Source organism: Gottschalkia acidurici 9a, assembly GCF_000299355.1.
Classification (GTDB): Bacteria; Bacillota; Clostridia; order Tissierellales; family Gottschalkiaceae; genus Gottschalkia; species Gottschalkia acidurici.
In genome coordinates this window covers 640,012-662,560 of the sequence record NC_018664.1, presented here as the reverse complement: position 1 = coordinate 662,560, position 22,549 = coordinate 640,012, and the positions used below count along the sequence as shown (strand labels likewise).

23 protein-coding genes are annotated in these 22,549 nt (G+C 29.8%); 4 read left to right on the top strand and 19 right to left on the bottom strand.

Annotation, left to right across the window (positions count from 1 at the left end; genetic code table 11):
• Positions 1 to 77: 77 nt before the first annotated feature.
• Positions 78 to 1,958, bottom strand: coding sequence for a 1,4-alpha-glucan branching protein GlgB (glgB, locus tag CURI_RS03000; RefSeq protein ID WP_014966806.1), 1,881 nt, complete (start codon positions 1,956 to 1,958; stop codon positions 78 to 80).
• Positions 1,959 to 1,987: 29 nt separating this feature from the next.
• Complete coding sequence (locus CURI_RS02995; RefSeq protein WP_014966805.1) at positions 1,988 to 3,292, bottom strand: glucose-6-phosphate isomerase; 1,305 nt, start codon at positions 3,290 to 3,292, stop codon at positions 1,988 to 1,990.
• Between the two features lie 251 nt (positions 3,293 to 3,543).
• Between CURI_RS02995 and CURI_RS02990 the strand changes: the two genes are divergently transcribed.
• A complete protein-coding gene (locus CURI_RS02990; RefSeq protein WP_014966804.1) occupies positions 3,544 to 3,804 on the top strand; it encodes a cysteine-rich small domain-containing protein in 261 nt (86 codons plus the stop codon).
• 165 nt (positions 3,805 to 3,969) lie between these two features.
• Here the strand turns inward: CURI_RS02990 and CURI_RS02985 are convergent, their stop codons facing one another.
• Together CURI_RS02985 and CURI_RS02980 are read right to left on the bottom strand one after the other, a co-directional pair.
• Positions 3,970 to 5,010, bottom strand: a complete 1,041-nt coding sequence (locus tag CURI_RS02985) for an ABC transporter ATP-binding protein (protein WP_014966803.1) — start codon at positions 5,008 to 5,010, stop codon at positions 3,970 to 3,972.
• Between the two features lie 229 nt (positions 5,011 to 5,239).
• Complete coding sequence (locus CURI_RS02980) at positions 5,240 to 5,893, bottom strand: peroxiredoxin (RefSeq protein ID WP_014966802.1); 654 nt, start codon at positions 5,891 to 5,893, stop codon at positions 5,240 to 5,242.
• 120 nt (positions 5,894 to 6,013) lie between these two features.
• Here CURI_RS02980 and CURI_RS02975 point away from each other — a divergent pair, with 120 nt between their 5' ends.
• Positions 6,014 to 7,774: a M3 family oligoendopeptidase gene (locus CURI_RS02975; protein WP_014966801.1), complete on the top strand. Its 1,761-nt coding sequence runs from the start codon at positions 6,014 to 6,016 to the stop codon at positions 7,772 to 7,774.
• Between the two features lie 41 nt (positions 7,775 to 7,815).
• Here CURI_RS02975 and CURI_RS02970 read toward each other — a convergent pair whose 3' ends face one another.
• The 4 genes from CURI_RS02970 to CURI_RS02955 form a co-directional block, all read right to left on the bottom strand.
• Positions 7,816 to 8,646, bottom strand: coding sequence for an aminotransferase class IV (locus tag CURI_RS02970; RefSeq protein WP_051003957.1), 831 nt, complete (start codon positions 8,644 to 8,646; stop codon positions 7,816 to 7,818).
• A gap of 357 nt (positions 8,647 to 9,003) precedes the next feature.
• Positions 9,004 to 9,192, bottom strand: a complete 189-nt coding sequence (locus CURI_RS02965) for a hypothetical protein (RefSeq protein WP_014966799.1) — start codon at positions 9,190 to 9,192, stop codon at positions 9,004 to 9,006.
• Positions 9,193 to 9,274: 82 nt separating this feature from the next.
• Positions 9,275 to 9,658, bottom strand: coding sequence for a hypothetical protein (locus tag CURI_RS02960; RefSeq protein WP_041701458.1), 384 nt, complete (start codon positions 9,656 to 9,658; stop codon positions 9,275 to 9,277).
• Complete coding sequence (locus CURI_RS02955; protein ID WP_041701456.1) at positions 9,630 to 9,857, bottom strand: hypothetical protein; 228 nt, start codon at positions 9,855 to 9,857, stop codon at positions 9,630 to 9,632. Before CURI_RS02955 ends, CURI_RS02960 begins: the two co-directional genes overlap by 29 nt.
• A gap of 139 nt (positions 9,858 to 9,996) precedes the next feature.
• Here CURI_RS02955 and CURI_RS02950 point away from each other — a divergent pair, with 139 nt between their 5' ends.
• Complete coding sequence (locus CURI_RS02950) at positions 9,997 to 10,221, top strand: hypothetical protein (RefSeq protein ID WP_014966798.1); 225 nt, start codon at positions 9,997 to 9,999, stop codon at positions 10,219 to 10,221.
• Between the two features lie 15 nt (positions 10,222 to 10,236).
• Here the strand turns inward: CURI_RS02950 and typA are convergent, their stop codons facing one another.
• Positions 10,237 to 12,057 carry a translational GTPase TypA gene (typA, locus tag CURI_RS02945; protein ID WP_014966797.1) on the bottom strand — a complete coding sequence of 607 codons (1,821 nt, stop codon included), beginning with the start codon at positions 12,055 to 12,057 and terminating at the stop codon, positions 10,237 to 10,239.
• A 139-nt stretch (positions 12,058 to 12,196) separates the two neighbouring features.
• A complete protein-coding gene (locus CURI_RS02940) occupies positions 12,197 to 14,119 on the bottom strand; it encodes a YgiQ family radical SAM protein (protein WP_014966796.1) in 1,923 nt (640 codons plus the stop codon).
• A 145-nt stretch (positions 14,120 to 14,264) separates the two neighbouring features.
• Between CURI_RS02940 and CURI_RS02935 the strand changes: the two genes are divergently transcribed.
• Positions 14,265 to 14,567, top strand: coding sequence for a hypothetical protein (locus CURI_RS02935; RefSeq protein ID WP_014966795.1), 303 nt, complete (start codon positions 14,265 to 14,267; stop codon positions 14,565 to 14,567).
• 172 nt (positions 14,568 to 14,739) lie between these two features.
• On the opposite strand, the gene CURI_RS02930 is transcribed toward CURI_RS02935, so the two are convergent.
• From CURI_RS02930 to CURI_RS02895, 9 genes are all read right to left on the bottom strand, one after another.
• Positions 14,740 to 15,756, bottom strand: a complete 1,017-nt coding sequence (locus tag CURI_RS02930) for a TolB family protein (protein WP_014966794.1) — start codon at positions 15,754 to 15,756, stop codon at positions 14,740 to 14,742.
• Positions 15,757 to 15,978: 222 nt separating this feature from the next.
• Positions 15,979 to 16,140 (bottom strand): molybdate ABC transporter substrate-binding protein, encoded by a 162-nt coding sequence (locus tag CURI_RS16505; RefSeq protein ID WP_420805152.1) that lies wholly within the window; start codon positions 16,138 to 16,140, stop codon positions 15,979 to 15,981.
• Positions 16,141 to 16,294: 154 nt separating this feature from the next.
• The gene (locus tag CURI_RS02925) at positions 16,295 to 17,311 is read right to left on the bottom strand and encodes an ornithine cyclodeaminase family protein (protein ID WP_014966793.1); all 1,017 of its coding nucleotides are present in this window, start codon (positions 17,309 to 17,311) and stop codon (positions 16,295 to 16,297) included.
• Entirely contained in the window at positions 17,311 to 18,162 is an 852-nt protein-coding gene (locus CURI_RS02920) for a pirin family protein (protein ID WP_014966792.1), read from the bottom strand. Before CURI_RS02920 ends, CURI_RS02925 begins: the two co-directional genes overlap by 1 nt.
• Before the next feature lie 133 nt (positions 18,163 to 18,295).
• On the bottom strand, positions 18,296 to 19,030 hold the full coding sequence (cobS, locus tag CURI_RS02915; protein WP_014966791.1) for an adenosylcobinamide-GDP ribazoletransferase: 735 nt from the start codon (positions 19,028 to 19,030) through the stop codon (positions 18,296 to 18,298).
• Positions 19,031 to 19,038: 8 nt separating this feature from the next.
• Positions 19,039 to 19,599: a bifunctional adenosylcobinamide kinase/adenosylcobinamide-phosphate guanylyltransferase gene (gene cobU, locus CURI_RS02910; RefSeq protein ID WP_014966790.1), complete on the bottom strand. Its 561-nt coding sequence runs from the start codon at positions 19,597 to 19,599 to the stop codon at positions 19,039 to 19,041.
• A gap of 62 nt (positions 19,600 to 19,661) precedes the next feature.
• Entirely contained in the window at positions 19,662 to 20,714 is a 1,053-nt protein-coding gene (cobD, locus tag CURI_RS02905) for a threonine-phosphate decarboxylase CobD (RefSeq protein ID WP_014966789.1), read from the bottom strand.
• Positions 20,715 to 20,728: 14 nt separating this feature from the next.
• Positions 20,729 to 21,694 (bottom strand): adenosylcobinamide-phosphate synthase CbiB, encoded by a 966-nt coding sequence (cbiB, locus tag CURI_RS02900; RefSeq protein WP_014966788.1) that lies wholly within the window; start codon positions 21,692 to 21,694, stop codon positions 20,729 to 20,731.
• Positions 21,695 to 21,697: 3 nt separating this feature from the next.
• On the bottom strand, positions 21,698 to 22,534 hold the full coding sequence (locus CURI_RS02895) for a cobyric acid synthase (RefSeq protein WP_014966787.1): 837 nt from the start codon (positions 22,532 to 22,534) through the stop codon (positions 21,698 to 21,700).
• Positions 22,535 to 22,549 lie beyond the last annotated feature (15 nt).

Here is a 22,549-nt window from a genome sequence, read left to right as displayed (position 1 = left end):
GTATGACCATCTATATAAATAGCAAACAATAAACTTAAAATATTTATATAGTTTTATATATTTATCTTGACTGTTGCTTACCCCTTTTTTTCCGTACTCTTTTCAATTAAATTCTCTAGTTTGAAATAGGCTACCCCAAGAGGTGGTATATTTATTTCTAAGGAATATTTTTGATTATTCCATTTAGCATTATCTGATACTAATATTTCTTTGTTAATAAAGTTCGAGCCTCCATACTTTTCATAATCACTATTAAACACTTCTTGATATTCTCCTAGAAAAGGAACTCCTATCTTATATTTTTCATATACCTGAGGAGTAAAATTACACACTATAATTAATAAGTCTCTTTCTTTCTTACCTTTTCTCATAAAAGTGATTATACTTTGTTCACTGTTATTAGGATCTATCCATTCAAATCCCTCTTGCTTATGGTCTAATTCCCATAACGATCTTTCCTCTTTGTAAAGGGCATTTAAATCCCTAGTGTAGTTTTTAACTTTCTCATGCATATCATAATCTAGTAAAAACCAATCTAGCTCATCATCATATTTCCACTCTATAAACTGTCCAAATTCTCCACCCATAAATAACAACTTTTTACCTGGATGTCCCATCATATAACCATAGAGTAATCTTAAGTTAGCAAATTTCTGCCAATAGTCTCCGGGCATTTTATCTAGTAGTGATTTCTTACCGTGGACAACTTCATCATGAGATAATGGTAGTATGAAGTTTTCAGAGTACGTGTACATAATAGAAAAGGTAATCAAATTATGATGCCATTTTCTATGTATGGTTTCTTTCTCCATATACTCTAATATGTCGTTCATCCATCCCATATTCCACTTATAGTTATATCCTAGCCCTCCTAAATAAGTTGGACTACTTACCAAAGGCCATGCTGAGGATTCTTCTGCTATCATAAATGTGTTAGGATAATTTTCATATATTGTTTCATTCATTTTTCGCATAAATTCAATAGCCTCTAAATTTTCTCTTCCACCATATCTATTTGGTATCCATTGACCGTGCTCTTTACAAAAATCTAAATATAACATACTACTAACTGCATCTACCCTTAGTCCATCTATATGAAATACATCTATATAAAATATTGCATTAGATATCAGATAGCTAATAACCTCATCTCTTCCTAAATCGAAATTCAGTGTGCCCCACTGATAGTTTTCAGCTTTCATATGATTTCCATATTCATATAAACAAGTTCCATCAAATTTAGCTAGTCCATGTATGTCTTTACAAAAGTGGGCAGGTATCCAGTCCAATATAACACCTATACCAGCTTGGTGACACTTATCTACAAAGTACATAAAATCTCTAGGTTCACCGTATCTACTAGTCACTGAATAGTATCCGACACCTTGATAGCCCCATGATCCATCGTATGGGTGCTCTATAATAGGCATGATTTCTATGTGCGTATATCCCATGTCTAGTGTATATTCTACAAGTTCATCTGCTAATTCCCTATAAGTCATGAATTCTCCGTCCTTTTTCCTTTTCCATGATCCTAGATGAACTTCATATATATTTATAGGTCCTTCATACATTTTATTTACTCTTTTTCCTCTTCTGAACCCTACATCATTCCATTGATATTCAAATAAGTCGTATACTATAGAAGCTGTATTTGGTCTTTTTTCATGTAGAAATCCATACGGATCTGACTTTAAAACTCTTTTTCCATTTACATCTTCTATATCATATTTATATAAATCTCCTTCTTTTAATCCTGGTATAAATAGTGACCACATTCCAGTATCTTTGTCCTTTATCATTTTATGCTTACGACCGTTCCAATCATTAAAATCTCCAGCCACGCTTACTTGTCTAGCATTAGGAGCCCATACTGAAAATCTTACGCCATTCTGCTTGTTCTCAGTTCGTATGTGTGCTCCCATTTTCTTATAGTTTCTTATTTCTATATTATCCAATTAGTAACTCACACCCCTTTTGATCTAGCTTAGATGTATTCTCTTTCTAGTAAGTCAAACATATTTTTCTTATACTCTTCTACCCCTGGTTGATTAAATGGATTTATTCCTAATAGGTATCCGCTTACTGCACATGATTTCTGAAAAAAGTAGATTAGTTGTCCAATGTAATACTCATCAATTTTAGGTACATTTACAATTAAATTTGGAACTCCACCTGAAACATGGGCTTTTATGGTTCCTTCCATTGCTCTTTTACATATAAAATCTATGCTTTTTCCGCTTAAATAGTTTAGTTCATCTATATTGTCACTATCTTCAAACATATATATTTCTTTTTTAGGCTTTTCTATATTTATTAAAGTTTCAAATATATTTCTTCTTCCGTCCTGTATATATTGACCAAGTGAATGTAAGTCTGTTGTGTAGCATATAGATGCTGGAAATATCCCTCTTCCGTCTTTTCCTTCAGTTTCACCAAATAATTGCTTCCACCATTCAGAAAAAAAGTGCAAAGAAAATTCATGTGTTGCTAATAGCTCTATGTCCTTACCTCTTCTATTAAGAATATTTCTAATAGCTGCATACTTATAACAGTTATTTTTATGTAAGTCCTTTTCTTCATATTCCTTTACAGCATCATATGCACCTTCCATAAGTCTATCTATATCTACTCCTGCTACTGCTATAGGGAGAAGCCCTACAGGTGTTAGTACAGAATATCTACCTCCAATATCATCTGGTATAGTAAATGTTTGATATCCTTCTTGTATTGCTAACTGTCTAAGACTTCCACTCTCTTTATCTGTAGTAACATATATTCGCTCTTTAGCTCTATCTCCATAGATTTTTTTCATATAATCTCTTAATACTCTGAACGCTATAGCAGGTTCTGTAGTAGTTCCAGATTTAGATATAACATTTAGACTTATATCCTTTCCTTCTATAGATTCCATAAGTTCACTAATATAAGTGCTGCTTAAGTTATTTCCTACAAATAATATTTTAGTATTATTACTTTTTTCTTTTGGTAGTAAATCATGAAATGAATGTTGAAGTGATTCTATAACCGCTCTTGCCCCTAAGTAAGATCCTCCTATCCCTATTACAATCATAATATCAGAATCTTGCTTTATTTTTTCTGAAACCCTCTTTATATCTTCAAATTCTTTTTTGTCATAGTTTATGGGATAATCTACCCATCCTAAATATTCATTACCTATTCCGACTTTATTATGTATATTATCGTGTATAATATCTATTTGTTGTTTTAATGCTACAATCTCATGTTCTTTAATTAAAGAATTAGAATAATCAAATTCAACTGATCTCATGAGAAACATTCACCTACCTCTTTACATTTATTTTTAACTCTTATATTAGTATGCTATTATTCTAATTTTAATATCAATTTTTTAACGAACTGTGATTTTCTAAAACAATAAATCATTATATAGTTTAACTTGGATAAAATATACCCTATGTAAATAAGAGTAAACAGAGCTCTACATGTATACATTTGCTCTTCAAAGATTTATACTATATATTATTAGTGTAAATATTATTAGTTATGAGGTGATGTCTAATGAATAAAAATTATAAGTTTTTTCAAAATAAGAAATGCGAATATTTTCCTTGTCATAAAACTCATGACTTAGAACATTTTAATTGTCTATTTTGCTTTTGCCCGTTATATGCTCTTGGAAATAAATGTGGTGGTAATTTTAAATATAAAAATGATATAAAAGATTGCTCTGATTGCTTAGCTTCTCATGGTAAAAACGGATATGAGTTTGTTATGTCTAAGATAAAAGAAGTCATAGATTTAGGAAGTAAAAAGCAGTAGTTTTTTACTAAGACTTCTATTATGTTAATAGAATTTTTTCGTATATAAAAATAAAACTCCTTCTCAAATTATATTTTATTTGAAAAAGAGTTTTATTTTTTATATTTTTAAAAACTTTTCATTCTAATTTTTCTAAATATAAATTACTATTTAAATTTACACTTACTAAAAAACATGAATTTTATTTATTTTTAATTTTACTTTTCCTTTTATATTTTCTGAAGTCCAAGGTGTGACAGTAGTTATTGTTATGTCCTCTATTTTAATTATTAAATGTACTTCTTTACCTAACATCTGATAGTTTATAATTTCACCTTCAAAGTCGAAGTCATCACTTTTCACTATAGATATATCTTCTGGTCTTATCCCTATTTTAGTTACTGTATTATTTAATTCTGATTCCTCACAACAATTTCTTATATTTATGACTTTACTAAAACCTTTAACTTTTATTTTATCTTTATCTATTATTTCATCAACTTCTAGTAAGTTTATTTCTGGATTTCCTAAAAATCTAGCTACAAACTCATTTTTAGGTTTTAAATACATGTCTGACGGTGTATCAAACTGTTGAAGAACTCCATCTTTCATTAGTAGTATTCTATCTGATATACTCATTGCTTCTTCTTGGTCATGAGTTACAAACAATGTAGTTATATTTAACTCTTGTTGTATTCTTTTAATTTCATGTTTAAGTTGTATACGTAGCCGAGCATCAAGATTAGAAAAAGGCTCGTCCAATAATAGTATTCGAGGTTTCTTTATTAAGGCTCTTGCTATAGCTACTCTTTGTTGTTGTCCTCCAGAAAGTTGTGAAGGCTTTCTTTTAAGAAGTTCCGTTATATGTAAGAATTTCGACATCTCTTCCACTCTATGTTTAATATCATTTTTATTTAACTTTTGCATTTTTAACGGAAACCCTATATTTTTTTCTACGGTCATATGCGGATATAATGCATAGTTTTGAAATACCATTCCTATTCCTCTTTTTTCTATAGGAACATCATTTATTAATTTGTCACCAAAATATATATTTCCTGAAGTAGGAGTGTGAAGACCAGCTATTAAAAATAATGTTGTACTTTTTCCACATCCACTCGGTCCAAGGATAGATACTAGCTCTCCTTCTTTAATATTTGCATTTAAGTTTTTCACACCATAAACTTGATTGAACTTTTTTGTAAGATTTTGAATTGTTATTCCCATATACTTTTTACCCTCATATTTCTATATTATATTAGTTCTTTCTACATAAATACTTGTTTGTTTCCCTCTGCGTCATAATATCATGTATATCTACATTTATTCAAATATTTTATTCTTATCAACTTACATAAGTATATAGATTTTTCCTATTTTGATTCATTTAAACTATCCATCTCTTACTAAAAAACTTCTACAAATATTATTTCTATTGTAGAAGTCTTTTATATCTTTATGGTAGTCTTTTATAACATAAGTACCAATCTATACAATTTAGTCTAGGATCATTTTCTCTCTCTAATAATTCCTGATATGTCATTGGAGGTGGGACTAGTACATCATCACCTGGCATCCAATTAGCAGGTGTAACTACTTTGTATTTATCCGTAGTTTGTAAACCATCAACTAATCTTAGTATCTCTGTAATATTTCTACCATTAGTTAATGGATAAGTTAGTATAGCTCTTATAATCTGCTTGTCATCTATAATAAATACACTTCTAACTGTTTCCGTCGTACTAACATCTTCCGCTATCATCCCATAAAGTCTAGATATTTTACCATCTCTATCTGCTATTATAGGAAATGGTATTTTAACTCCTGTATTTTCATATATGTTATGAATCCATGCAAGGTGGGAAGGATTACTATCTATACTTAGTCCAAGTAACTCTACGTTTCTTTCTGTAAAACAATGATAATATTTAGAGAAAGAAATAAATTCTGTAGTACAAACTGGTGTGAAATCTCCTGGGTGTGAAAATAGAACTATCCACTTTCCACTTAAATTAGATAGTCTTAAAGAACCAAAAGTAGTAGTCGCTTTGAAATCAGGTGCTTTCATACCTATTTTAAGACATTTGCTACTATAACAATTTTCATTCAATCTAAAACACCTCCTGCCATATATTTTCTTTATATAATATGAACAGTATATGGTTATGTGATTATGTTACTTATTTTATGTTATAGTTATTAAAACACATATTATATTAGGAGTGATTCTATGGACATGAGATGGAGTATGGACGAACTATATAAATCTATCGATTCTAAAGAATTTGACAATGATCTTTCTTTATGTGATGAAAAGTTAAGCTACATAAGTTCTTGGACAAAATCTAATCTAAATTCATATAAGGATGCTAAAGACAAAATCGAAAATTTTTTAAAGATGAAAATTGACTTTTTAAAGGTATTTACTAAATTAATAACTTACGCTAACTTATCTATAAGTGTAAATGCTAGGAATGAAGAAGCTATTAAATCATTCGAAAAACTACAAATTAAGTATACTGAATTTACAAAGCCTTTAGTAACTTTTAAGTCTTGGATAAAATTATTAGATAATTTAGATTCTTTAGTAAATAGCTCTGACTTTCTAAAAGAACATGAATTTTATCTTAAAGAGATTAAACTTAAATCTAATTATCTTTTAAGTGATAGAGAAGAAATAATAATCTCTAAGATGATAAATACTGGTTCAAAAGCTTGGATGAAACTCTACGAGAAGTTAGTGTCTACATTATTAGTAGATATCGACAGTGAACAATTACCTTTATCTGTAGTTAGAAATCTGGCTTATGATAAAGACAAAGATATACGAAAAAAAGCTTATGAAATGGAGCTTAAGTCCTATAAAAGAATTGAGGATTCATCTGCATCATGTTTAAATGGAATTAAAGGTGAAGTAATAACTTTATCTAGTATGAGAGGTTTCTCATCTCCTTTGGAGGAAACTTTAATTAATTCTAGAATGGATGCAGAAACTCTAGATACAATGATGAGTGCAGTAGTCGAGGATTTATCTAGTTTCCATAAGTATTTTAAAAGAAAAGCTGAAATACTTGGTCATAAAAACGGACTTCCTTTTTATGATTTATTTGCGCCAATAGGAGATATCGATATAAAGTTCACTTATAAACAAGCTCAAGACTTTATAGTAGATAATTTTAGAACTTTTAGTACAAATTTATCTGATTTTGCCTATAAAGCATTTAAAAATAAATGGATTGATGCTGAACCAAGAGAAGGTAAAAGTGGTGGAGCTTTTTGTTCAAGTATTCATTCGATAGGTGAGAGCAGAATTCTTTCAAATTTTGATGGTAGCTTTAGTAGTGTAACAACTCTTGCTCACGAGTTAGGTCATGCTTATCATGGTTCCTTATTATCTGATCAGACAATATTAAATACTCGCTACCCTATGCCCATTGCAGAGACGGCTTCTACTTTTTGTGAAACTATAGTAATTAATGCTGCTCTAAGTGAAGCTAATGATAAGGAAGCTTTATGTATTCTTGAATCTTTAGTTTCTGATGCAGGACAAATAGTTGTAGATATCTATAGCAGATATCTATTTGAAAGTGAAGTTTTTAAAAGAAGGCAAGAGGCAGCTCTTTCTGTAGATGAATTTAAAGAAATTATGATTAATTCTCAAAAGACAGCTTATGGCTGTGGGATTGATGACAAGTATTTACATCCATATATGTGGATAGCTAAATCTCATTACTATAGTAGCTCTAGAAGTTTCTACAATTTTCCCTACACTTTTGGATTATTATTTGCTAAAGGACTATATAGTCAGTATTTAAAGTTGGGAAGTGATTTTGTAAAAGAATATGATAATTTATTGAGCTATACTGGGAAGGATAATATATATAATATATGTAAAACTGCAGGTTTCGATATTCATTCTATAGATTTCTGGAGAGAATCTCTTGCACTAGTTAAAGATAATATAGATAGTTTCATTATAAAAAGCAAATAAAAAATAAGGCTTTACTTTTATAAGTAAAGCCTTATTTTTTATTACCTATTATTTTTTATATAGTCTTCTACTAAACTTTCATATCCATTCATTATATTTATTATTGTTTTATTGTTCATCGAATCAAATTTAATATCATCTATAGTTACTATAGGCAATACTCCTATTGGCGTAGTTGACATAAATACACCATCTAAATCTTTTATTTCGCTTATATGAATATTCTTTTCTATGACATCTATTCTTAATTCTTTACATATATTCATTATCTTACTTCTAGTTATACCTATTAAAACATCTTTAGCTGGTGCCGTATAGACTTTATCTCCTTTTACAAAAAGCATATTCGATCTACTACCTTCTGTAATATATCCTTCCTCATTTTCTAATAGTGCCTCAAAGGCGTTATTTTCCTTGAGTGATTTGTTTATTTCCTCTCTCTGCTTTGCATTTATAATTTTTATGTTTGGATTATCTCTTTTAGTTCTATATACGATAGTGCTAGCACCTATTTTAGGAACGTCTTCTATGTTATAGCTAGATTTAGTAAAGTAAGTAAGAAAATTTTGATTTTCACTATCTAGGTTACTACATACCAATTTGATATTGTTATTTATAGCTTCGTTTATATTAACTAGTTTAATTATTTCCTCAGTTATTTCTTCTTTCGACTTTTTCATCTTATAACCTAGCATTTCCGCACTTTTTTCCATTCTGTTCAAATGTTCTTCCTTAAATAAAATAACACCATTTTTTACCCTTATTACTTCGTATATAGATAAAGTATCTGTTTTGTTGAATCCTTCGTTTTGTGAAGTATCATATACATTTCCGTTATATATATATTTCTTTAACATTGCATCGTTGTTCATATTATTTCCCACCTTTTTCACTATATTATATCAATTTATAGAGGAAAATAATACTACTGTCAATATATTAGTACAGCATAGTACTCTAAAATATATTATTCCCCAGGAAATACTTTATTTTTTATTTTTCTCTCATTGTTTTTATATTTTCATTTATAATCTCTTTCTTTATCTCAAGTAATTTTATGTCTTTGCTATTTAATGATTCTTTCATTGAATCTATTGCTAACCCTAGTTTTGATAACTGCTCTTTTTTCTTTTTATTTTCTTCTTCTTTCTTCTTCTTTTTCTTTTTTGCTTCTTCTTTTTCTTTTTTATTTTTAGGTTCTTTTTCTTTTTCAGCATTAGTATCCTGCTTTAATTTTTATCAAGTTCTTTAGAAACCTTTTTATATTGACTATCTACTTTTTTCATACTTTCATTAGTCTTATTCCAGTCGCCTTTAAGACCATCTATATAAACCTTATCTACATCATATTTCAGAGCTATAATCTCAGCATCATAATTCTCATATAATTTAAGAAAATAGTAAATTCCACTATACATCTCGTTATTATTTACTAAAGTTGATAAATAATCTTTTTTTCTGCGGATATAGTTAAATTATTTAATTTTTCTTCAAATTTTTTTACTTCTTCATTATTTGCTTTTTCTTTATTGCTTCTACCTTATAGTCACTCCATTTTTTATGAATACTTTCCACATTTCCATTTATGTCCTTCCACATATTATGAATTCTAACTTTTTGAATTTCTTCACTTTCCATTCCCTCTTCTTTGCTGCTTCCAGAGCTTCCAGAACTCGCAGGTGAACTACTTGAACCTTCAGAGCCTCCTCCTGAACTACCTTCCTCTCCGCCAGATCCACCTCCTGATTGTTCTCCACCTTGACCTTGCTGAGAACCACCTCCTGAACCACCTTCCTTACCAGATCGTAATTTCTGCTCTTCTTCTAACTTTTTTATTATTTTTTGTTTTTCCATTTCAATTTCTATTTCCGGAGATTTTTTCACTTTCTTTTTGTATTCCTTTTATTCCTTTCTCCACTTTCTCTATATCACCTAATATACTCCCTAATTTCTGTGGTACTTTATTCTCTTTTTTTACTTGATTTATCTTTTTCTGTTTTTGTTGACATCCCGATATAGATATAAGTAGAGTAATAGTTATTGCTATCATAAAAAGATTAATGATTTTATTTTTCTTATTCATAAACATCACCTCAGACTTATTATGTCCATAAGGTATTATTCTAAAACAATTCTAAATCATTTTATACTTGAAAATGAATGATATCTATAATACCATTTATGTTAAATTATAGTTTTAACTTTTATAGGAGGAGAAACATATGCAATTAATAGCTTTTTTAATTCTAAGTTTTATAGGATTCTTTATATCTTTGTCTATATCTGCAAATTTTGATGGAGGAAATGAAACAGCAGCTATAGTAATGTCAATTTGTATACTGATTGGAGTTATAGTAGGCTTCTCAACTTTAATACTTTGGAATTTGTCTGATATAAATAATGCTTTAAACAATAAAGATCAGAATAAAATAAAAAACGCAGAATAATATCTGCGTTTTTCATTATTTTTTTCTAGCTTTAGCTCTTAAGCTTTTATCTAGTATACTTTTTCTAATTCTTAAGCTAAGTGGTGTTACTTCTACTAATTCATCATCAGTTATAAATTCTAGTGCTTCTTCTAAGCTCAATACTTTTGGAGTTGTAAGTTTTAATGCATCGTCTGAACCAGATGCTCTAACGTTTGTAAGTTGTTTTTTCTTACAAACATTGACTTCCATATCTTCTGATTTTGCATTTTGTCCAACTATCATACCTGCATAAACTTTAGTTCCTGGCGTTATGAAAAGAGTTCCCCTATCTTGCGCTCCATAAAGACCATAAGCTACAGCTTCTCCAGTTTCAAATGAAATTAATGACCCTTGTGGTCTCATAACTATTTCACCTTTGTATGGCTCATACCCCTCAAATATAGTGTTTATTATACCATTTCCTCTAGTATCAGTCATGAATTCTGAACGATATCCTATAAGACCTCTAGCCGGCATCTTAAACTCTAGACGAGTATATCCTCCATTAGATGGAGTCATAGTTTCTAGTTCACCTTTTCTTTGTCCTAATTTTTCTATAACAGCTCCTACATATTCCTCTGGAACATCTATAATTGCTTTCTCAATAGGTTCACATTTTTTTCCGTCTATATCTTTGTATAGTACTTCTGGCTTAGATACTTGGAACTCGTATCCTTCTCTTCTCATATTTTCTATTAAAACAGAAAGATGTAGCTCTCCTCTACCTGATACTTTAAATGCATCTGTTTTCTCTGTATCTTCCACTCTTAATCCAACGTCTGTTTGAAGTTCTTTATATAGTCTATCTCTTACTTGTCTAGATGTTACGAATTTACCTTCTTGACCTGCAAGTGGACTGTCGTTAACTGAGAATGTCATAGAAAGAGTTGGTTCTGATATTTTAACAAATGGTAATGCTTCAGGATTACTAACATCACATATAGTGTCTCCTATATGAATTCCCTCTACTCCTGATACAGCTATTATATCGCCTACTGTTGCTTCTTTTACTTCAACTCTATTTAATCCTTCGAACTCATATATCTTAGTTATTCTTACTTTTTTGCTTTCGCCTTCTTTTTCTTTGTTTACTATAACTGCTTCTTGATTTAATTTTATAGTTCCTCTTTCTACTTTTCCGATCCCTATTCTTCCTACAAATTCATTGTAGTCTATCGTAGAAATAAGAAGTTGAAGTGGGTCTTCTTCACTTCCTGCTGGTGCTGGCACAAAATCTACTATCGTTTCAAATAGTGGCTTCATATCTTCTTCTTGTTTCTCCATATCTAATGAAGATGTTCCTTCTCTAGCTGATGCAAATATAAACGGACAGTCTAGTTGCTCTTCATTAGCTCCTAGTTCTATAAATAAGTCTAACACTTCGTCTATTACTCCATCAGGTCTTGCTTCTGGTCTATCTATTTTGTTTATACATACTATTACTGGTAAGTCTAACTCTAATGCTTTTTTTAGTACAAATTTAGTTTGAGGCATTGGTCCTTCAAACGAATCTACTACTAGTACAACTCCACTTACCATTTTTAATACACGCTCTACTTCTCCACCAAAGTCGGCATGTCCTGGTGTATCTATTATGTTTATTTTAGTATCTCCATAATAAATAGCTGTATTTTTTGCAAGTATTGTTATTCCTCTTTCTTTCTCTATATCATTAGAGTCCATTACTCTTTCTTCTACTACTTGGTTACTTCTAAAAGTACCACTTTGTCTCAATAATGCATCTACTAGTGTAGTTTTACCGTGATCAACGTGTGCTATTATGGCTATATTTCTAATATCTTTAATTTTATTCAAAATTACGCCTACTTTCTATTTTCAGTTTTCTTTTTTTACCATTGTTTATTCTAACATATTTACTTAGTATATTCAAAAGATTTTTGAGCAAATATCTGAAAAATCCCCATTTTTCGCAAAGTTAAAAAGTGTAGAACAATTACCTTTTCCTTCTATTTTTACTATCTTTAGTTCTACTAGTTTTTTTACTTCTATTATCCCTAACACTATTTTTCTTAGTGTTTTTGTTCTTTGTACCATTTCTACTGTCGGTATCATTAGGTTTGTTGTTATTTCTTGGTCTTATTAAGCATTTTGAACCAAAGCCTACTAAATCTAATCTTCCTGCTTTTCTTAATGCTTCTAAAACTAAATCATAATTTTTAGGATTTCGATATTGTATTAACGCCCTTTGCATTGCCTTTTCATGTGGAGATTTTGGAACATAAACTTTTTTCATAGTCATAGGGTCTAAACCTGTATAATACATACACGTAGAAAGCGTAGACGGTGTTGGATAGAAGTCTTGCACTTGCTCTGGCATATATCCAAGATCTCTTAAGTATTCAGCTAGCTCCACAGCTTCATTTAGTGTAGATCCTGGATGACTAGACATTAGATACGGAACTAGAAATTGGTTCATTCCTAATTCTTTATTTATTTTTTTATATTTATTTACGAACTTATCATATACTTCTCTATTAGGCTTTCCCATCTTTTCTAGTACTTTTGAAGATATATGCTCTGGTGCAACTTTTAGCTGTCCACTTATATGGTGTTCACACAATTCTTTAAAAAAACTATCATCTTTATCATGTATTAGATAGTCATATCTAATTCCTGAACGAACAAATACCTTTTTCACATTTGGAATATCTCTTAGCTTTCTTAATAGACTTAAATAGTCTTTGTGATCTATTTTTAAATTTTTACATGGTTCTGGGAAAAGACATTGTTTACTTTTACATACTCCATGTTCTATTTGCTTATCACACGCTCTATTTCTAAAGTTTGCAGTTGGTCCACCTACATCATGAATATATCCTTTAAAATCTGGCTCCCAAACTATTTGTTCAGCTTCCCTATATATAGATTCATGACTTCTAGATTGTAATACTCGTCCTTGATGGAATGCTAAAGCACAAAAACTACAGTTTCCAAAACATCCTCTATTACTTATCAAGCTAAACTTAACTTCTTTAATAGCAGGTATTCCTCCATCTTTTTCATATATAGGATGGTAGTCTCTCATGTATGGCAAAGAGTAAACTCTATCCAATTCTGACTGTTCCATAGGATCCTGTGATTTATTTTGTACTACATAAGTATTACTGTAGGATTCTATTAGTGGTCTACCTTGTATTGAATCTAAATTCTCATATTGAATTTTAAAACTTTCAGCATATTTTATCTTAGATTCTACTATTTCATCGAATGTAGGTAGAAATATAGGGTTATATGCTCTATCTTTGTCATTTGTTTTGTAAACAGTTCCGTTTATAAAAGTTATTTCTTCAACTGGAATTCCACTTGCTAATGCTTCTGCTATTTCTACTATAGGCTTTTCACCCATACCATATATAAGCAAATCTGCTGTCGAATCTAATATTATAGATCTCCTTATTTTATTATCCCAATAATCGTAATGACCAAGTCTTCTTAAGCTTGCTTCTATACCACCTATTATTATAGGAACTTTTTTGTAAGCCTCTCTTACTTTTTGGCAATAAACTATAGTGGCTCTATCTGGTCTGAGCCCACCTTTACCACCTGGTGAATATGCATCGTCTTTTCTTCTCTTTTTAGCTACTGAATAATGGTTTACCATAGGATCTATGTTTCCACCATTTATTAGAAACCCTAATTTAGGTCTTCCTAACCTTTTAAAGTCATTAGTATCTTTCCAAGAGGGTTGTGCTATTATACCTACTTTATAGCCATGTAGTTCCAACAATCTACTTATTATTGCAGTACCGAAGGAGGGATGATCCACATATGCGTCTCCTGTAATTAATACAAAATCTAACTGATCCCATCCCCTTTTTTTCATATCTTCTTTATTTATAGGTAAAAAGTCGTTCATCTTATCATCCTTACTTTTCTATCTTTTCTCATATAGTTTGAAATCTTATATATAAATTATGTTTTACTTATATATTGTTTTCTAATCTTATATATATTATTATAACTGTATATGTCTATCAAGTAAAATAGAAAGGAGTTTTCTCATGGATATTTTAAATCAATTTGTAAAATATATCGAGTTAGATGATGAAAAGAGAATTTTAGTGTCACTTCAAAGTCATCTAGAGCCTTATTTAAAAGATAAACAAACCAGAAGCATGCTTAAAGAATCTATTAAAGGTATATTAAAAGATGACTTTGTTCAACTTGAGGTTGGGAAAAACATCTGTAGAGTTACAGTTAAAGAAGGTACTGAGGAAAGTAATTTAGAACTTGTAAAGACTGAACTTATAAAAAATATTCAAATGGCTATGGAGTTCTTAAACCAAATGCAAGGTAATAAATAGTATTAATCTTGATATTAAAAAATACACCTATTTAAGTAAAAAACTCTTTTCTTAGAAAGAATTAGAATAACAATTCGAACTAGAAAAGAGTTTTTTATTATTATATTAACTAAGGGATCACCGAAATTTATAGTTGTAAATTTTAGTTTTAAGACACATTATAATTAATAAATTATTTAGACGGAATATTGATATTTATTTTTTCTATATTATACTTACCTGTGTCAGTATTACTACTGTCGATATCTAGTATTCGAATCTCATATTTTGAAGGATTCTTAGCCCAATTCATATCTTGTGAGAACAAAATTTTATTACTGTTATGGAAATATACAGGTCTACTAGCATGTGACTTAAGATCTGTTACTTGCTTAGATTCTTTTGTTTCTAAATTCATAATAAAGAGATCGTAATGGAAAATACCTCTTTCGTTCGAAACAGTAGAAAATGTTAAAAACTTATCATCTTGAGATAAAGCCGGATAATATAAACTACTTTTCTTAAGATTTTTTGGTTCAATAGTATCTATCTTTTTAGAACCATCTAATTGGAGTAAATAAATAGTCTCTTCATATTCTTCAAATTTAGTAAAAATTAAAGCATTCCCACCAGGCGTTATATTTAAACTTCCAAGATTATATGATTTATCAAATGTAAGTTGTTTTAAGTCTTTTCCATCGATACTTATAGAATATATATCAAAGCCATGATGGCTCTTACGAGCTATTGGTGAGAAATTTTTATAGCTTGTTGACTTTGAAAAGTATATACGATTTTGATCTGGCGAAAAGACAGCTTTGTTTATAAATCCATCAGCTTTCATAATCTCTTTTTTATTACTTCCATCTTGATCCATTATCCAAATAGAAGATTCTAAACTAGTCTGACTTTTTGGAGTTGATATAAACATAATCTTAGATCCGTCTGAAGAATAAACAGGATATAGATGAGAGTTTTTCTCTTCTTCATCCTTAGTCAGTTGAACAACATCCGTACCATCAATTTTGGAAGTATAGATGGATGCAACTCCTTTTTGATAATAAGAAAAAACTATTCTATCATCATTTGGAGAAATATCTATACTTGGATCTAATCCTACAAAGTTATTAGATGCAAATGTAATCGGCGATTGTAATATGCATACTATAGTAATAACAAAAATTAAAGTAAATGTAATATATTTTCTCATTTAACACTCCCCTTTTTGATTTTTACTTAATACTAAATGATAAGCAATAGATAAAAACCATATTTTAGACTAATTTACAGTTTACTCATGGTTAGTATATCAAATATATAAAAATAGTCAATCTTAAGAAGTGTGCTATTGAGAATAAGCTATGTTTTTACAAGGCGATTCACAAGCTTTTCATTTTAATAAAAATAAATAGAGATCATTAACAACCTCTATTTATTCTTTCACTATGAATCCATACTTCTCATATATTGCCTTACTTGTGTCTGTCTGTAGGTATTCTAATAATTTTTGTACTGTTTCTTTATCTTTACTAGAAACTATAATAGCAGCTGGATAAATTATTGGACTGTGTAAGTCCCCATCAAAAGTTTGTATTATAATAAAATTTAATTTCTTATTATTTTACTTGCCTCAACTACATCTGATTCATAAACTATTCCTGCCGCAGCTTCACCCTTATTTATTCTACTTATTACCTATCTAACGTTTTCTGTAAGTAATAAATTTGGCTGTTCCTTATCCCATAAATTTAAATTTCTACGAATTGTCCAATTTTCTCTTTTAAGGCTCTTTCATATATACGTCTAGCTGTAACTATATCAAGCACTCCACTGCCAACAGTTTTGAATAATGTGATTTCATCTTCATTTTCTCTAGACGATATTGAACCCATTATTAGTTCTCCCAGTTCCCCAGTAACTCTATCTTCAGAAAACTTATTTTGTCTTATTGGTATTATTAAATCACCACTCTCGTTTAAAGCACCATCCCTTGTATCTACGTATAATTTGTCAGCATTACATATTATATATTCATCTAATTCCTGCATGTCAGGTGTATATGATCCGACTCCATTTATGTGGGCACCTTTCTTAACAAGTTTACCATCGAATACTGGCTTTTTTGACGTAGTAACAGCAGTTATTATATCTGCATCTTTCACAGCTTCGTCTGGACTTTTAACAGAATTTATTTTGACCTTAAATTTATCCGCAAATTTTTCATTCATTGCTTTTACAAATGTCTCGGCATTTTCTGGATTAATATCATAAACCCTAACTTCTTCTATATCCCTAATCGTTAATACTGCTTCAAGCTGTTCTTCCGCCTGTCCACCAGTACCAAATAAACTAAAAATCTTCGAATCTTTTCTAGATAAAAGATCTGTAGCTGCTCCAGCTACTGCACCAGTTCTTATTCTTGTTAGATATGTTCCATCTATCAGAGAGCATACCTCTCCAGTCTCATTATCTAAAAGAACCATTGTAGCAGGTACTGTACTTATTCCTTTTTTTATATTGTTTGGATAAACAGATATTATTTTTACTCCCAATGCATTTGCATCAGCTGCATACCCTGGCATATAAAGACTCTGTGCATCTTGATTAGGTATGTCTATATTAATTCTTAAAGGTATGTCGCTTTTTCCTCTTGAATACAGTTCTAAAGCATCTTTACAAGACTGTATAGCATCTTTCATAGTAAATACTTTTTTATATCTTCCTTTTTTAAAACTATAATTTCCATTATAATCTATTCCTTTCACTAAACTGATTTTTTTATAAAGCTTCCCTCACTTATTTCTTTGAAGGCTAAATCTAGCTCTTCTTTTGTATTCATAACTATAGGCCCTCCCCAAGATATAGGTTCATTAAGAGGCTTTCCAGCTATAAGTAAAAATCTTCCTCCATTTTCTTTTGTATTTATTCTTACATAGTCTCCTTCTTTATAAAGTACACCTTTAGGATGACTTACAATTTCTTCTTTATCAGTGTTGAAATTAGCTTCACCACCTACTAAAAAAGTGAACACGTTAAAACTAGAATCTAATTGAAACTCAAACTCTGAATTTGGTACAAGTTCTACATCTAAAAATATTGGCTCTGCATCTATACCTTCTATTGGCCCTTCTATTCCTTTAAACTTTCCTGCTAAAACTTTTACAGTCATATTTTCATCTTTATACTCAGGTATCATTTCTTTTCTGATATCTCTGTACTTTGGATCTGTCATCTTATCTTTTTTAGGTAAATTGACCCATAGCTGTATTCCTAACATCTTCGGTGATGCCTTTGGCATTTCTTGATGCATTATACCTGACCCTGCTGTCATCCACTGGCAGTCACCATCATAGATAGTTCCTTTATTTCCGATACTATCTTCATGCTCTATTTCACCTGATATAAGATATGTTACTGTCTCTATACCTCTATGGGGATGCCAAGGGAACCCTTTTGTATAGTCTTCTGGGTTTTCTGAGTCGAAAAAGTCCATCATTAAAAATGGATCAAAATCTGGTATTTCATGATATCCAAATGTACGATACAGGCTAACCCCTGCTCCATCTTCAGCTTTATTTCCATTAAAATATCTATCTATCTTTCTTATCTCTCCCATTGTTATCTATCTCCTTTTTTTTAAAGTATTAATTAAATTATACCCAATATATCTATCGCTAATTAAATTAACACTTTAAATATAAAATGCACTGGTTTAAATTTAACTTTCAACCAATGCATAAGATACATAACTATAATACTTTACTGATAAAATAAGTAAAAAATAAGTACATAGTTTGTGATACCTCTATAGTAAATCCTATAGTGTCTCCTGTCATACCTCCTATTTTACCCTTTATATATTTAGTAAGGAATATAACTAAAATTTGAGTAAATAAAATTGGTATTATCATTAATAACTTTAGCTTTAATATTATAAAAACTAATAGAGTAAATGTAATCGCAAATATCACTTCTTTTCTCTTGCAATTCTCAACTATAATAGTTCCCATACCCATCTCACTTCTAGCATATTTGCTTAAAGAACAAGCTATTATAGAAGACAGTCTTCCAACTACAGGCGCTAGTATTAATATCTTATAATCTATATAGTAGCTTAGAGTTATATTAGACAATAAAATAAATAGTAAACCGATGACCCCGAAAGTTCCTATTCTACTATCTTTCATTATCTCTAAAATTCTCTCTTTATCTCTATTACTAAATATACCATCAAAAGTATCTGTGAGTCCGTCAATATGAAGCCCACCTGTTATCCAAATATAAGTAAGCCAAACTAGTATTATAATAATAGGTTTATCTAGATAACCTCTAAATAATGTTGGTGTGAAAATAGCTAGTCCTACTATTAACCCAATTACAGGGATTAACTTTACTCCTTTTATAAAGTCTTCATCTTTATATTCGTAAGGATATCTTATTGGTATCCTTGTAAGAAAAACTATCATAAGCAATAAACTTTTCATACAAAACCTCACTTAATTTTCATTGGTATTCCTGATACAGTTAAATATACTTCACTCGCAATACTTGCTAAATATTGATTTATTCTTCCTGCAATATCTCTAAATATAGATCCCAGTTTATATGATGGGACTATTCCCATACCTACCTCATTAGTAACTATTATGAGCTTCTTTTTATGTCTTTCCATAGTTGATATAAGCTCTTCTACCTCACTAAATATACTTTTCTCTATTTTATCTATCTCGTTATAGTCACAGTTATCGTAATCTATATTGTTCTCGAACATTAGGTTTGAAACCATCAAAGTCATACAGTCTAATAATATTAAGTCTGAGTCTATAAAACTCTCATGTTTATCTATCTCTTTAAACTCTTTATATTTTTCTATAGTATCCCAATCATTTGGTCTAGATTGTCTATGTTTTTTTATTCTATCTTTAGTCCCCTCATCAAAGGGTATTGATGTTGCTATATAAACTATACTTTTACCTATCTCTTTAGCCTTGCTTTCGGCAAATGTACTCTTTCCACTTCTAGCTCCACCTGTTACTAAAATAAAGTTTTTCATTTTTTCACCTTCTGATGTATTATACTTTACACTATCTAAATATGTCATCTATCAAACAAATATTATTTGATTTTTTTAAAAAAACATTTAATTTCTTTTAATAGTAATTCATTTTCCTCTCTTGTTCTTATAGCTAGTCTTAAATATTCTTGATTTAAACCATAAAAATCTTCACAAGTTCTAATATATATTTTTTTATCTAATAAGTACTCCTTAATCACTTTAGAATCTGACTTTTTTAACTTACATAAAAAAAAGTTACCATTACTTTCATATGTTTTTATATCTTCTATCTTTTCAAGATTTTCTTTTAAGTATTTCTTCTCAAATTTATACCAATCATTAGTTTTTCTAAAATAATTCTCATCCCCTAATAAAATAGGAATCGCTTCTAAGGCAAGTGAATTTATAGTCCATGGCTCTTTTTGTTTTTTCAACTTTTCTATAAGAGATTTATTTCCTAGCCCATATCCTAGCCTTAATCCTGGTATAGCGTAAGTTTTAGTCATTGAACGTAATATAAATGTAGGATAACTTTCTATAAATGATATATACGACTTTTTATCTGTAAAATCTATAAATGACTCATCTATAAATAAATACGAGTTTATCTCTTTTAACTTATTTAAAATTTTCATCATAGATTCTGCCTCTGTGAATATTCCTGTTGGATTGTTTGGATTGCACATTACTAGTAAATCTGGTCTTATCTTTTCTATTTCTTCTAGTAATCTCTCTATATTTATTTGAAAATTTTCTTTTTCTAGAGTTTCAAAATGATATATTTCACTTTCGTTTAGTTTAAACGCTCTTTCATATTCTGTAAACGTTGGTTCTATTATCATTACTTTTTTTGGCTTTAGTGCTCTAGAAAAAAGATATATAAGTTCAGTAGCTCCATTTCCAAGTATTATATTTTCAGTATTTATATTTAGTCTCCTTGATAGCTCTATCTTTCCAGATTCTCCATCTATCTCTGGATATCTTTCTAAATGTTTTAAACTTTCTTGAAGCCTATTTATTAATTTGTTTGGTACTCCTAGGGGATTTATATTAACACTAAAATCTATTATCTTGTTTTTATTTTCTCCAAAATAACCTCCATGTTTATTCACATTATCTCCTCTTTTCACATTGTAAATTTTAGTGACAGTATAGTCATGATTAGTATAACCAGTATAATTTCAGAAGCATACATTATTTTTATAGTATCTACTATATTGCTAGGGACAATTTCACTATTCTTGTCTCCAATAGTAGGCTTGTATACTTTTTCTCCAAAATAAGTATTTGTTCCTCCTAATTGAATGTTTAATAGTCCAGCTACTACAGATTCAGGATATCCGCAATTAGGACTCTTATGATTTCTATTATCTCTTTTTAATATTTTAAATCCATTTTTAAGATTGTATCCTAATAGAGATCCTCCTATTAACATTAGGAAACTGCCTAGTCTAGCTGGTATATAGTTAGCTATATCATCTAATTTTGCTGATGCAAAACCTATATCTTTATACTTTTCATTAATATATCCCACCATAGAATCTAAGGTATTTATAGATTTATATAAAAATGCAAATTGCACTGGCGCATCAAAGTACATACCCACCCCTATAAACATAAGTGGAGCTAGTACACCATCTATAGTATTTTCAGCTACTGTTTCAACAGCCCCTCTTGTAACTTCTTCCTTACTTAAACTAGTTGTATCTCTACCCACTAGATATGAAAGCATTTTTCTACTTTCATTTATATCATCCTCTGAAAGTGCTCTATATACTTTTCTAGTTTCTACGTCTAGGCATTTACTCGCGAGTGATGTATATAAAAAGTATATTGAGATTACAATGTTTAAGTTATGACTTATTTTTTCCGCCAACATAAGTATAGCTGTAATTACTCCTGTTACTGTTATTAGTGTTAATCCAGTTAGAAGGAATCCACCTATTTTTAAATTTATATTAGATTTTCTAATTATGTTTTCATACTTTTTTATGATCCATCCTATATATCTTATAGGATGTGGAAAATTTGGTGGATCTCCTATTATCATATCTAGTAGTACTGGTATTATTAATAGTAGTATATATTTCATAGTCTAAATCCCTATTATTTCTTTTATCATTTTAATATCTATATTGTTACTTATTATATCTGCTAGTTTGTCATACTCCTTATCCCTTAACTCGTCATCTTCTATTCTTTCGCCTCTTTTACCATCTACTATGCTGTCCTCTTCTTCTATATTAAGTTCGAAGTATGGCACAACACCTAAACATGGTTTATTTACTTTTTCCTCTATCATTTTTATTCCAGGCTTTAGAATTTCTATATCTCCTCTAAACTTATTTATTATAAATCCTTTTATCCTGTCCTTTTCACTTTCACTCATAAGCATTATAGTTCCATAAATAGATGCAAAAACCCCTCCTCTATCTATATCTCCAACTATTATAACCGGAGCATCTACCATCTCTGCAAGTCCCATATTTACAAAATCATTTTCTCTTAAATTTATTTCTGCTGGACTTCCAGCCCCTTCTATGACTACTATGTCATATCGTTCTTCTAGTGATTTATAAGACTGCTTTACTATTTCTCTGAACTTTGACTTTGTTTCATGGTATTCCCATGCATTAGTATTTCCGTAATCAATTCCATTCACTAAGATTTTACTTCCTGTGTCACTATTCGGAACTAATAATATTGGATTCATCTCAGGTAATGGCTTTGTCTTTGCAGCTTCCGCTTGAACCACTTGAGATCCTGCTATTTTAATATTTTCTCCTATGTCCACAGCATTTCTAGTCATATTCTGAGATTTAAATGGTGATACATTTATACCTTCATTTTTTAATATTCTACATAATGCTGTTACTAATGTACTTTTTCCAGCACTTGATGATGTTCCTTGAAACATTATATTTTTAGTCAAGACTATTCCTCCTTG